Origin of the sequence: Streptomyces sp. NPDC058697 (assembly GCF_042715345.1) — a bacterium.
GTDB classification, from domain to species: domain Bacteria; phylum Actinomycetota; class Actinomycetes; order Streptomycetales; family Streptomycetaceae; genus Streptomyces; species Streptomyces liliifuscus.
Map to the genome: position 1 here is coordinate 23,681 of NZ_JBHXSU010000051.1, position 12,535 is coordinate 36,215.

Genomic DNA, 12,535 nt, shown 5'->3' on the forward strand with positions numbered 1-12,535 from the left:
GCATGAGCTAGGCGATGATGTCCTGTTATGAGACGCGGGGGGCGCGGCCGGGGGCCACAGTATGTGGGCTGGGTGTACTTGCTGCTGACGGTGGCCGGGATGATCGCAGCGCTCCTTCTGGCCCGGCGCTTTGGTCTTGGAGTAGCCCAAACTGCGGCGGCTGTGCTTCCCACCCTGGCGCCGGGCTACCTTGCATGGGCGGCCTTCCATGGCGATCGCAGCGAAGCTGACCCCGTGGACGAGGACAAAGTCTTGGAGCAGTTGGCGCTGGCTGTCAGGACCCAGTGGGATAACGAGGCGGCCGTGCGCCGGGTCGACGACCCCTACCCGCTGCCGGTCGCCTGGGAAGCAGCCGGTGACGACCTGGCCGAGGACTGGTCGCTGCTGACCAGCCTGGCCCGCGCCTGGCCCGGCGGCCCCCCGAGCGACCCCGCCCTCTGGCCGGCGGACGGCGCCGGACTGGCGGGCCGGGACGCGGAGATCGGACACGTGTTGTCCGAGAGGGTTCCCACACGACGCCTAGTGATCTTGGGCGAACCCGGCGCCGGCAAGAGCGTGCTCCTCATCCGGCTGCTCCAGGACCTCATCGCGCGCCGCGCCGCCGGAGACCCGGTGCCCGTGCTGTTCTCCCTGGCTTCCTGGGACCCTCACCAGCCGCTGAAGACCTGGATGGCCGGCCAACTGCGCCGCACCCACCCAGGCTTGGCGACGGCGGCCCCGCTCGCGGTCGCCCTCACCGACACCATCAACGGCGGGCCCAGTGACCTGGCCCTGTACCTGCTGAACGCGGGCCGTATCCTGCCCCTGCTCGATGGCTTCGACGAACTGCCGCCCTCCCGGCACGCCACCGCACTCGACATGCTCAACCGCGCGATGCCTGCTCGCCAGCCCCTGGTCGTGACCAGCCGCACCGGCCCCTACCGCACCGCCCTGACCCGGCCGGGCACCACCGTCCGCCTTAACGGCGCCGCCGCCATCCAGATCCTGCCCCTCAAGCCCGAGGACGCCGCGGACTACCTGTGCCGCGACGCTGGCGGCCGGCACACTCCCGCAGCCCACCGGTGGAACACGGTGATTTCCCGCCTGGGTACCACCAGCGCTGTCGGACAAGCCCTCGCCACTCCGTTCGGCCTGTTCCTGGCTCGCACCATCTACAACCCCCGCCCTGATATTCCTTCCGCGCCCGCGCAGGTACCGCACCCGGACGAAATATGTGACGCCGCCCTTTACGTGGACAGTGGTGCCATCAATGCCCACCTCTTTCAGGCCTTCATTCCCGCCGCCTACACCCCCTACCAGCCCAACCCACCCCGATGGACAGCCGAACAGGCCCACCACACCTTCGTCTTACTCGCACGGTTCCAACAGAACCAGCGCGCAGGCAGCCCCGACATTGCCTGGTGGGAGCTCCCTCTGGCCGTCCCGCGATTCGCCCTCCGCTCCCTGGTCAGCCTCGTGGTCAGTCTCGTGGTCGGGCTCGTGGTCGGGCTCGCGACCGAGCCCGGGGTAGGGCTCGTGTACGGGCCCCTGACCGGGCTCACGGCCGGGCTCATGCGTGTCGACCTCACACCGCGTGTCCGGCTCCGCCTGGAGCCATCCGCCATCGGAAGATTCTGGCTCGCGGTCTGGCTCGCGGTCTCGCTCGTGGCCGGGCTCATGGCCTGGCTCGTGGCCGGGCCTGTGGTCGGGCTCGTGGCCGGGCTTCTGGTCGGGCTCGCGTTCGGGCTTGTGGTCGGGCTCGCGGACGGGCTCGTGGCTGATGCTCCCGGCCTGACTGCCTCCTCCGGGCCAATCAGACTGCATGCCTTGGATCGGCGCACCTTCCTCACGGTCTTCTTCACGGTCTTGCTCACGGTCTTGGTCGCGGCCTTGCTCACGATCGGGGTCCTGTTCGGGTTCATGTTCGGGCTCGCGGCCGGGCTCGCGTTCGGGCTCATGGCCGGCATCCTGATGGGGCTGATTGAGACGGCATGGGCTGTCTTCACCGTCGCCTGCGCCTACTTAGTGGTGCGCCGCAAGATCCCACGGCATCTCATGGCGTTTCTGCACGATGCACACGAACACCGCGGCGTACTCCGGCAGGCAGGCGCGGTCTATCAGTTCCGGCACATCGACCTGCAACGCCACCTCGCCCAATAGCAGCATGTGACCCACAATCGCTTCTCTCTCCCCCGACCGTGGAGGTCCGGGGTGCCGGTCGAGTTTCTGACGGCCGGGGTGGATTTCCGGGTGCGAGGTCAAAGCTGTCCGGTGAAAGCGGCGGCGGGCGTCACCGTGCCCGGCCGGAAACGCGTGTTCAGAGCGTCCATGACCGGCTCGACGTGCAGACGCACCTCGGCGGCAACCCGCCCACCAGGCCCCGACCTCCACTCCGCCGCTGAGGGAAGCCGCCCGCGCCATCGTCCTCGACGCGGAGGATCGCCTCCTGCTGCTGCGCTACGACGAGAACGGCGGCTTCTGGGCCACGCCCGGCGGCTCCCTGGAGGATGGCGAGGACTACGCCACAGCGACGCTCCGCGAGCTGCACGAAGAACTCGGCATCGACGAGAAGACGGACAGACCCTCTACCCGACTTCCTCAACCCTCCGGCCAACAACGCCGGTCACGGGGTTTCTCCTCGCCTGCGGCCCTGATACCGCTGCGGGGCCACGGATGGTGACGCCGGGCGGTATCCGTGCCGCGAAAGCCGGGACGTAATCGCGGCACGGCCCACGCCCAGGACACGAGACAGCTCGCTGATTGCCGCTGCCTGCCCGTAGTGGAGACCAGCAAGGAGTGCTGCCAGCTCCTCGCCCGCCCTTCGTGCCGGCGCCGAAGCCGGCATGGAGCCGCGGACGGTCGTCGCAAGGGCCTGCAGTTCCCGAAGGCGCGCGGCCATAGTCGGGCTGACCCTCCTGGAGCGGCGGTCCTGCCGAGGCTTGGGGCCGGGCTTCGCCGGCGGCAACGGGATCTCGGGCAGGCAGACTTCCGATCCTGCTGCCGTCCGTTGCATACGGTTCCCTACATTTTGCGCGCTACAGCCGAGCGCGTCTGCCAGTGACTGCTTCGTCCAACCGGCTGCCACAGCCGCGTGGAACACCGCGGTGAGGCGGTGGTCTTTCGTCGTATGCATGTGGCGCAGTTCGACCGCGAAGTCGTTGGGCAGCACAAGGCGACGGCGCGGAAGACGCGTCACGAAGCCTCCTTGGTCATTCCAAAGCAGAGCGACGATGGCCCCGTCGTACTCACTCAGCAGAGCGGCCTGACCTGGACAACGGTAGAGGCCAGGAACAGTCACTCTCCGCAGCTCATCGCGCCCGGTTGGCCGATGCCGACGCTGCCAACGGGCAGGGCTGATGTACGCCCTGCCCTCCCCGGTCACACCCTGGCAAAAGAGCTGGGCGTCCTTGACTACTCCGCGCTTGTCGCCGCCGTGGCGCGACACCGGGTGAACACCCCGCAACTCGATGTGGGATCGCCGGACACCTACTGGCGGGCAGCCGCGCTCATGGAACAGATTGTGCTGCTGCGGCCGCTGCCAGCCCGCAACGAGTTCTTCGCGTACGGCGTCGCCGTCGCATACATCAGGGCATCCGCGGAGAGCGTGGACACGACCACCTACGAGCCGTGGCGCGACCTGGTCGCGGACATCCGAGCACTGCGCCTGACCGTGTACGACATCGCCGACCGACTGCGCTCCATGCGGCCACCCGAGGCGCTCTGACGGCACTCTCCACAGCGATCCGATGGTCCGCATGGTTATCGTCCTGCCCGACGCCCTGCACAATCAGGCCGCCCCCGCAGGCGACGACCCCGCCACCGCCAAGCTGATCGGCGGGTCGACCCTCCTGGCGATCACGCGTGCACCGACGCCGACAACCAGGACGCCCTGCCCCTTCTGCTCGCGCTGCGCAACGAGATCCTCCGAACCGGCTGAACGACACCGGTCAGAAAAGCGGCAAACGGTCAAGAATCAGCGGCACCGGACGCCGGATCAATGAGAACGAGGCCGATCGACGTGCCCCAACAGTCGAAAGGGTGTTCCGAGCACGCCCGGGCGGTAGAAAATTCGGAAATCGCCTCTGCCGCCTGCCCCACCGCGAGACGATGACTCCCGTTCTTCGGTAACCGGTGCCCGCGGAGGCCTTCGTGTCCAGGGTTGTGCTCACCTCCGACCACGACCATGGCGACGATGACCGACGGATGTGGGCCACTCCCATGGCGTACGAAGAAGAGCGGGAGGGCGCGATCGGCGGCCTGGTGACTCAGCTCTACGACACGGTCCTGGACGACTGCCAGCCGTGCCGCCAGCAACTTATGGACCTCCTCAAAGACGACCCTGCGACCACTGGGATCCTGGTCCAGTGGGCCTGTCTGGTCACTGCCGAGACCTACGGTGAACTGCCGGAAGTGCTCATGGAGGGGAGCGAGCCGGACGACGCACCGTTCCACCCCACTGCATCGTTCCGGGAGGTGGCCCAGGCCTACGCGGCCAACTGGGGCACCGTCGACGGGGCGACTGGCGCAGTGTGCGAGGCATGCGCAGCGTGTACGCCCGAGGAACGGCTCGCGGCGGCAACGACGGCGCTCGAACTCCTCGTTGGCTTCGCAGAGTTCGATGTCGACTTCCTCTACCAGTGACCGGCCGCCGTCGATGCCTGCACAGGCCTAGGTCGCCAGCACTCTGCTCCCGCGCTGCATGCCTGCCGGTTGCGCGCTCACGGTTGGTGCGAGCAAAGGGTCGATAACCTTGGCCAAGTTCGGGCGGGGCGTCGACGTGAGGAGGACCGTGAAGAGGGGCGAGGGGATCTTGGCGAACTTCCTGCGATGGCGAGCCGCCAAACGGCCCCTGGGCGGGCAGAACCACACGTACGACGCTGCCAGGGCTTTCCAGGACGCGATGTACGGCCTTGGTGCCGCCATGGTTCAGGACTACCGGGCGGGCAAGAGCGAGGAAGAGATCGTCAAACAGGCTGCCTTCGCCCTCGCCGAAGCCGATGGCCGCACGCTGTTGCACTCCTCTCGGCTGATCCACGACGCCCTGGACGCGTTGGCGCCGTGGATGCGCGAGCCGGACGGCGTGATCGTTGTCTTCCCCCACGGCACTCGGGCGGCGACGATTTCCGCAGGCTGGGACAACGAGGACGAGGCCACACGCCGGCGGTTGCTCAGCGGCCTGGACGAAGCTCTGCAGGCCGCCGGGATCGGATTCCGCACCCCTGAGACGAAGCGACCGCTGACCGCGCAAGACTTGATTTTGGACGAGCGGACCTCTCCCGAGCTCTACCTTCTCGACGCCCCCGACCTGGTGGAGTCCGTGCCGATCTAACCAGTGGCCATATGGGAGCCGTGGTTGCAGACATCTTCACCGGGAGACTGTGTGCGTCCGGGACGAGTGTGGCACCGTGGACTCAGGTCGGGCCCGTCACTCCCCCCGTGGTGGCGGGCCCGGCCTTGTGCATTCCGCCTCGGTGAGCGCGTGGATCTGCCGGTCGAGTAGCTGCCCCTTGACCGGGGTCAGGCTCCGAAGAGAGGCAGTTGGCCGACGGTGAGGTCTTCGCGTACCCGCAGGAAGCGCACGGGGTGGCGGTAGCGGCCGTCGTCGACCGCAGTGTCTGCGAGGAACTCCACCACGACCTCTGGGCGTACGGGGTGGAACATCAATTGGTCGCGGGTGCCCCAGCCCGCGCTGAACGTCCAGCCCGTCCACGGGTGCTCGCTTGAGGCCGGGGCGAGCAGCCCGGCCAGAGTGCGGCCAGCCGCCTGGGGCAGAGCGGTGGTGCGGCCGGTGTACTGAAGGTGCCCGGCGGCATCGAGCCTGCCGAGCAGCAGGCTGCGGGGGGCGGCGAGGGGCCCGGTGATCGCGCCGACGATCGCTTCCTGGGTTTCGCGGACCTTGTACTTCCGCCACCCGCGCGCCGCCGGACGGTACGGGGTGTCCAACTGCTTGAAGACCAGCCCCTCCAGGCCGACCGCCGACCACGTCAGCCACTCACGGGCGGTGTCCGGATCTGTGGTCGACGGACACAGCGCCCACGGCGCCGCCAACTGGTGCTCGCTGAACAGTTCCTCAAGTGCGGCACGGCGCCGCCGGTACGGCCACGCCACGGTGTTGGTGCCTGCCAGGCGCAGCACGTCGAAGGCGACGAAGTGGGCAGGCCACTCGCTGGCAAGCCGGGCCGCCGTGGCGCCCCGCCGTTGTAGCCGGCCCTGAAGCCGCTCGAAGGCGAGCTGGCCCGCCTCCCACACCACCAGTTCGCCGTCCAGTGCCGTCGCGTCCGGCAGCTGCCCGGCGGCGGCTACCACTTCAGGGAAACCCGGCGCCATGTCGGTGCCCCGCCGGGAACGCAGCACCACCCGGCCCTGGTCGACGGAGAACTGCGCCCGCCACCCATCCCACTTCGGTTCCGCGGCCGACCCCGATGGCAGATCCGGGCTGGCAACGGGAGCGGCAAGCATCGGGTCCGGCAGCGTCCACGTCACGGCCCATGCCTTCCACCTCGGCCGTGCGCCACCCGGGTGAGACGTGCGCACCGCCCGTCGTCGATGCGCTGCCGCCCCGACCATGACCCTGACCACGGCTGGTCAGTGCGGAGCCGTCGCATCACCATTCCCGAGGCGGATCACGCGCTCCGCTTCGGCTTCGCCGCCGCCTTCCTGGCTGTGGCCTTCTTCGCGGTGGCCTTCTTGGCGGCCGCCTTCTTCGCCGTCTTCTTGGCGGGTGTCTTCTTCTTCGTGGGCAGTTCGTGCACGTCGGCGTCGCCGTCCTCGCCGCGGGAGGCCCGCGCCTTCTGCACGGACGCCTCCAGGGCGGACATGAGGTCGACGACCTGCCCGGCCGGCGCCGCCGCTTCCGGAGCCGCGGGAAGCGCGTGCCCTTCCCGTTTCGCCTTGATGACCTCCGCGAGCGCGTCCGTGTAGTGGTCCACGAACTCGCTGCCTTCCAGGCTGTCGCGGGTCATGTGGTCGATGAGGGCCTGCGCGCCCTCGATCTCGCCCTCGGACACCTCCACCGCGCCCGGACTGAGTTCCTTGGGGGAGCGGATTTCGTCGGGCCAGCGCATGGCGTGCAGGACGACCGCGTCGTCGCGGACGCGGAGCAGTCCCAGGCGCTCGCGGCCGCTCCATGCGTACTTGGCGATGGCGACCTTGGCGCTGCGTTCCAGGGCCATCCGCAGCAGCTTGTAGGGCTTGGCCGCGACCGGGCCGTCGGCCTGGAGGTAGTAGCCGTCGCCCACCTGGAGAGGGTCGATCGTCGACGCGGGTATGAACGCGGCGATCTCGATCGCTTTGGCGGTGGGCAGCGGCATCTCGCGCAGCTCCTCATCGGTCACCACGATCAGGGTGTCCTCGTCGAGCTCGTACCCCTTGCCGATCTCGCCCTGGGTAACCTCACGGTCCTCGAGTTCGCAGATCTTGCGGACCCGGACCCGGCCCATGTCTTCGAGGTGGTACTGGTGGAAGCGGATCGAGTGGTCCTCGGTCGCGCTGACCACGTGAATCGGCACGGTCACGAGACCGAACGAAATAGCGCCTGACCATACAGTTCGGGGCACGACGAACCTCCGTGAACGGCCCCGAGGCATTCATGTGGGATCTCAAATCCCGCTTCATAATCTCACCGCCCGCTTCATATCGACTGCACTTATGAAGCGGGCGTGAGACAAGCAGGCCGGCACGTTCACTCTTTCGGGCTACTTGGCTCCAAGCTCAGGCGTCCGCTCTCGACGGCGGGCACTCTGGCCCTACGGGCCACGGTCTGGGTGGGGGTGCGTCGTGGGCCTTGCTGCGGACGTTGTGGTCAGAGTGCGCCGCCGCGATAGCGACGAGGCCGAGGAATATGCCTGGCTGGTCGTTTCCAGGGATCTGTTGGCCTCCGCGGCGCCGTGGCGGGAATTTCGCTGGTACCGAGGGCAGAAGCACTACTCGGGTACCTACTGGTCCGCGACCGTGCGCGACCACGTGATCTACGAATCCCGCCTGGAGCTGGCCCGATTGCTCTTCGCGGACTTCGATCGCAGCGTCCACGGCATCGTGGCTCAGCCCTTCCTCCTTGAGACCGTGCTGGAAGGGAAGATCCGCAAGCACATCCCGGACTACCTCCTGCTCACCGACCAGGTGCCGGTGATCGTAGACGTCAAGCCACTGCACCGTGTGTCCAGGCCCGAGGTCGCGTTCACCTTCGATTGGACCCGGCAGGCGGTGGAGGCGCGTGGATGGAACTATGAGGTCTGGAGCGAGCCTCCGACGGTGGAGCTGGAGCATGTCCGATTCCTGGCGGGCTGCCGCAGGGACTTGCTTTTCAGCGGCGCACTGCTGGAAGAGCTTCGTGGAATTGATCTCGATGGAGTGCCCCCGAAGCCTGCACTCGATTGCCATTCATTGAATTCACTTTCAACGAACAGCTACGTGCAGAACTCAAGAGGCTGGGTGTGGGGTGCTAGTACTCCAGCCGTAGATCGTGATCTTCATCGTTGTTGGGCGGTCCGACACTGGTAGTGGCAGGCGCGGGCCCGGGCCTGGTGGCGTCGTCGCCACTCGGACCAGCGGAGCCTGTGAATGACGGTGTGGACAGTCTGGGCGACGAGTGTGGTGAACAGGTGCTGGATCTCGTTGCAGGTCAGCGGGATCAGATCGTCCGGAGCCTGCTCCTGCGCACGTTCATCGGCGGTGGCTGCGGCAAGGAAGGCGTGGGCGAGCATCGCGAGGGTGACCCAGCGGTGCCAGGATGTCCAGCGCCTGACCTGGTGTTCGTCGAGCCCGGCCAAACCCTTGCCGGACTGGAAGGTCTCCTCGACTGTCCACCTGCGTCCTGCCACTTTCACGAGGGTGGACAGCGGCACTCGCGCCGCCGAGTAGCAGCGGTAGAAAGCGAGTTCGCCGGTTCGCTGGTTGCGGCGGACGAGTAGGTGGCGGTGGCCGGGCCGGTCGTCGGCGATGTCGGCCAGGGCCCAGTCGTAGAAGCGGTGCCCTTTGGCTCCGGCGCCGGTAGAGAGCTTCTGCCAGGCCCGCTTCGGCAGCTTCTTGACCAGGACGTCGGCGCGGAACTTGCCCGCGCGGGTGGTGATCTGGTGGTCGCAGGCAACGGCGAGGACATAGCCGACCTGCCGTTCTTCTAGCGCGGTCCGTAGATGCGGGTTGCCTCCGTAGACCTCGTCACCGGCTATCCAGGACGCGGGGACGCCGGCGTCCAGCGCACGGTTGATCATGCGGGCGGCGAGCGCGGGTTTCGTGGCGAAGCCGACGGTGTCAGGGATCCCGGCCGCACGGCAGCGGGCCGTGTCCTGGGTCCAGGAGCGCGGAACGTACAGTTCCCGGTCGATCGCCGCGTGCCCCCGCGGAGTCGAGTAGGCGAGGTAGACGGCCACCTGACTGTTCTCGATGCGTCCGGCGGTGCCGGTGTACTGACGCTGCACGCCCACAGTGGCGGTGCCCTTCTTCAGGTCGCCGGTCTCATCGACGACCAGCACCGCGTCGTTGTGGTGCAGTTGCTCGACGACGAAACCGCGGATGTCGTCGCGGACCGCGTCGGCGTCCCATCTGGCCCTGGACAGCAAGTGCTGCATGCCGTCCGGAGTCGCGTCCCCGGCGTGCTCGGCGAGCGTCCAGCAATTCTTGCGTGGCAGCTCCGACAGCAACCCGAGTACCAGCGCCCTCGCCCGGCGCCGTGGTTCCACCCGGGCGAACCGCCCCGCGACGCGGCCCATCAGGACCTCGAACCTGTCCTGCCACCGGGCAGGATCTATGCTGTGACCTGCGGCCACCGTCTGATCTTCTGTCTTCACACACCGATGATCACCGGTGGCCGCACCCGTTCCCGGACCAGCCCCAGAGCCTTGGCAAAGTCGCGTGATGTCTCGTTCTGAGAGGATCCTGGCGTCTTCAACTTCGGGATCGAAAGCTACCGGCCTCATTGGCTGAACGGTCGCTCCGCAGTCGCGGCGGGCCAAGGCCAGCAACTGCGCGCGCTCATCGGCCGCCCGTTGACCCATGCCTGGCTGGTCTAGGACGTTCAGGACAACGAGTGGTTCTCCGACTGCCCCGTCCTGCTCGACTTCGCCGGAGAGCAGGTTGAGATGAACCACCAAAAGTTCGACGACCTCTCGATCACCTGGAACACGGTCGACCCCCACCAACCGGTCCTGTGGCCCGACTTCGATCTCCAGTGGCGCCACGACATGCGCCCTGAGCTGCACGCCATCCAGGGCCAGGTCCTTCAGGACGTAGAACTCCTCGAATGGACCGGGAGCGACATGGCTCAGGGAACAGTCTCTGTCAGCTTCCGCTTCCCCCACAGCCAACTGACCATCGCCAACGCCCTCGACGAGAACGGGCTGGCCTTCGGGCCACCCGAGTCGCGCTACCAACGTCACTCACTGCGCTAAGCACCCGCCCGAAACCGGGCACCCTCACGCGACTTTGCCGAGGCCCCGGAACCAGCCCCGATCGGCAGATCACGATCTACGGCTGGAGTACTAGGCGCCAGCGTGTAGGTGGGCGGCCCACAGGGATGGGGTGAGGGGCAGTTGGTCGCGCAGGGTGCGGATGGTGTCGTGCAGGGCTTGCGCGGCCCGGTTGGTGTCCACATTCTCCTCGCTGTCGGTGAGGTGGGCGTAGAAGCTGTTGGCGATGTCGGCGGCGTACTTGTCGTCGATCTCCCAGAGGGTGCCGATGACGTGGGGGAATCCTGCGAGCTGGAATGCCGCGGTCAAGTGGATGGACTCGTCGAGCAGTTGCTGGCTTCGGGTGAGGGTGGTGGAGCAGGCTGACAGGTAGGCCAGGCGGGCGTGGTCGAGGTTGACCGGGGCAAGGCTGGCGACGGTGAGCGGGTCCTGCTGCCAGTCGTGCAGGAGCAGCACGCTTTGGGAGGGGTCGGTGGGGTGGCTGAATCCGTGGCAGGCGAAGTGCGCGATCGTGACCTCGGCGAGGTGGGCGAAGACCGCTGTCCTGGTCGGGATCTGATCCCCCGTCCCGGCGCTGCCGGTACCGGCGTCGGGTTCGGTGAGCAGGATGGAGTGGGCCATCCGGGCCTGGAGTTGGGTGGCTTCGCGAGCCACTTCCGAGAGGCGGCCTTGGCGTTGCAGACCAGGGGTGGAGGGCATCGCGACGATGAGCGTCTGAGCTTGTGCGGGTGGTGCTGCGGTGTGCTGGCGGGCATAGCCAAGGGCGCCGATGGTGGGGGTGTAGGAGGAGACGATCCGGTCAAGGGCTGTTCGGGCCCGGTAGCCGGGGTGATGGCGCGGGGTGTGGTGGCCGGCGGCGTGGAGGGGTAGCAGGCTGAGCAGACCGCCCGGTGCCCACCACACCTGCGGCCACTCCTGCCCGTCGGCGGGAGCCTCGCTGTAGCCGAGGGCGTCTAAGACGGGGCCGACGGCCGTGTCCCACAGCCAGGCCAGGATCTCGCGCACCCGCTGCTGTGCGGCACCCCGGTCGGCGTCGGGATCGGGGGCGCTGCTGTCGGCCAGGGCCTGGTGGAAGGCGTTGATGTGGGCGCCGACCAGTGCGGGTGTCAGGTCGGGAAGTGCCACGACGGTGACGCCTTGTTCGGTGAGGAGCAGGGCATCGCTGCGGTAGTCGTTGACATTGAACGTCACCACTGGTCCCTGCCTGGCCTGCCCACGCAAGTCCTCCACCGTCGGCGGGAGCGCGAAGGAGGCGAACCCCTCCAGGCGGCGAATCTGCTCCAGCAGCACACCCAGCTCAGCCGCCACCCGCCGTCGATCCCGCGCCTCCCGATCCTGAACAGGGGCCGCCCCAGTATCGCCCCTGAACCAGATCGAGCTGGATGACGGTTGGTCGAGCAGATCGCGGAGCTCGGTGAACTGTTCTGCCAGATCCGGATGCGACGCACGCAGGTCAGTGAGATCGCCCCGCGTCGCCATGACCTGGGCCAGCAGGAGTGCCCGCCCCGACTCCAGTAGCCCCAACGCCCGTCCGGCCCGCTCGTCCACCGGAGCGGAGAGATCGGCTAGTACCAACGCCGCCGCGTCCCCTGCCAGCCCGGCCAACCTGCCCAGCAGCTCCTGCTGGTCCGGCCTGTCCAGCCCCCGCGGCGCCACCTCCGGCAGCAACCGCACCGCACCCTCCAACAACCCGGCCGCACGCCCCGGAGCCGACGAGGCCAACAGGCCACCCGCAGCACGCCCCACCCGGACCCGTACCGACGGCGCAGCCGAACCCACCTCCGAAGCCATCACAAGTGCCTGCACAGCCGCGTCCAGGTCCGCCACCGCACGCGACCTCTCGAACCGGCTCCCCAGCGCGAACCCCAGGCCGCCTAGGCGCATGGCGCGGTCGGGGTGGTCGGCGGGGGTGGCTTCCACTGCCTGGCGGCCGGCGGTAATGGCCGCGTCCAGGTCCGCCACCGCACCCGACCTCCCGAACCGGCTCTGCAGCACGAGCCCCAGGTTGCTGAGCATCGCGGCGCGGTAGGGGTGGTCGGCGGGGGTGGCTTCCACCGCCTGGCGGCCGGCGGTAATGGCCGCGTCCAGGTCCGCCACCGCACCCGACCTCCCGAACCGGCTCTGCAGCACGAGCCCCAGGTTGCTGAGCATCG

11 protein-coding genes are annotated in these 12,535 nt (G+C 68.2%); 7 read left to right on the forward strand and 4 right to left on the reverse strand.

Translation table 11 applies throughout. From position 1 onward, the window contains the following. The first annotated feature begins 72 nt into the window (after positions 1-72). From ACFWXQ_RS47240 to ACFWXQ_RS47260, 5 genes are all read left to right on the forward strand, one after another. A complete protein-coding gene (locus tag ACFWXQ_RS47240) occupies positions 73-2,139 on the forward strand; it encodes an NACHT domain-containing protein (RefSeq protein WP_386270381.1) in 2,067 nt (688 codons plus the stop codon). A 238-nt stretch (positions 2,140-2,377) separates the two neighbouring features. After that, positions 2,378-2,659, forward strand: a complete 282-nt coding sequence (locus tag ACFWXQ_RS47245) for an NUDIX domain-containing protein (protein ID WP_386270385.1) — start codon at positions 2,378-2,380, stop codon at positions 2,657-2,659. A 648-nt stretch (positions 2,660-3,307) separates the two neighbouring features. Next, positions 3,308-3,703, forward strand: a complete 396-nt coding sequence (locus ACFWXQ_RS47250; RefSeq protein WP_383953549.1) for a toxin Doc — start codon at positions 3,308-3,310, stop codon at positions 3,701-3,703. 425 nt (positions 3,704-4,128) lie between these two features. Continuing rightward, positions 4,129-4,620 carry a hypothetical protein gene (locus ACFWXQ_RS47255; RefSeq protein ID WP_383953547.1) on the forward strand — a complete coding sequence of 164 codons (492 nt, stop codon included), beginning with the start codon at positions 4,129-4,131 and terminating at the stop codon, positions 4,618-4,620. Positions 4,621-4,789: 169 nt separating this feature from the next. Continuing rightward, the gene (locus ACFWXQ_RS47260; protein ID WP_383953545.1) at positions 4,790-5,308 is read left to right on the forward strand and encodes a hypothetical protein; all 519 of its coding nucleotides are present in this window, start codon (positions 4,790-4,792) and stop codon (positions 5,306-5,308) included. Between the two features lie 188 nt (positions 5,309-5,496). On the opposite strand, the gene ACFWXQ_RS47265 is transcribed toward ACFWXQ_RS47260, so the two are convergent. Both ACFWXQ_RS47265 and ACFWXQ_RS47270 read right to left on the reverse strand, forming a co-directional pair. Beyond that, entirely contained in the window at positions 5,497-6,462 is a 966-nt protein-coding gene (locus ACFWXQ_RS47265) for an ATP-dependent DNA ligase (RefSeq protein WP_383953543.1), read from the reverse strand. 140 nt (positions 6,463-6,602) lie between these two features. Next, entirely contained in the window at positions 6,603-7,535 is a 933-nt protein-coding gene (locus ACFWXQ_RS47270) for a Ku protein (RefSeq protein WP_383953541.1), read from the reverse strand. 220 nt (positions 7,536-7,755) lie between these two features. Here ACFWXQ_RS47270 and ACFWXQ_RS47275 point away from each other — a divergent pair, with 220 nt between their 5' ends. Then, complete coding sequence (locus ACFWXQ_RS47275) at positions 7,756-8,478, forward strand: TnsA-like heteromeric transposase endonuclease subunit (protein WP_383953539.1); 723 nt, start codon at positions 7,756-7,758, stop codon at positions 8,476-8,478. On the opposite strand, the gene ACFWXQ_RS47280 is transcribed toward ACFWXQ_RS47275, so the two are convergent. Then, positions 8,448-9,686 carry an IS701 family transposase gene (locus tag ACFWXQ_RS47280; protein ID WP_383953551.1) on the reverse strand — a complete coding sequence of 413 codons (1,239 nt, stop codon included), beginning with the start codon at positions 9,684-9,686 and terminating at the stop codon, positions 8,448-8,450. The genes ACFWXQ_RS47275 and ACFWXQ_RS47280 overlap by 31 nt on opposite strands. Positions 9,687-10,055: 369 nt before the next feature. Between ACFWXQ_RS47280 and ACFWXQ_RS47285 the strand changes: the two genes are divergently transcribed. After that, positions 10,056-10,364 (forward strand): hypothetical protein, encoded by a 309-nt coding sequence (locus tag ACFWXQ_RS47285; RefSeq protein ID WP_383953537.1) that lies wholly within the window; start codon positions 10,056-10,058, stop codon positions 10,362-10,364. A 90-nt stretch (positions 10,365-10,454) separates the two neighbouring features. On the opposite strand, the gene ACFWXQ_RS47290 is transcribed toward ACFWXQ_RS47285, so the two are convergent. Beyond that, a partial coding sequence (locus ACFWXQ_RS47290; protein WP_386270382.1) for a CHAT domain-containing protein occupies positions 10,455-12,535 on the reverse strand: 2,081 nt, incomplete at its 5' end.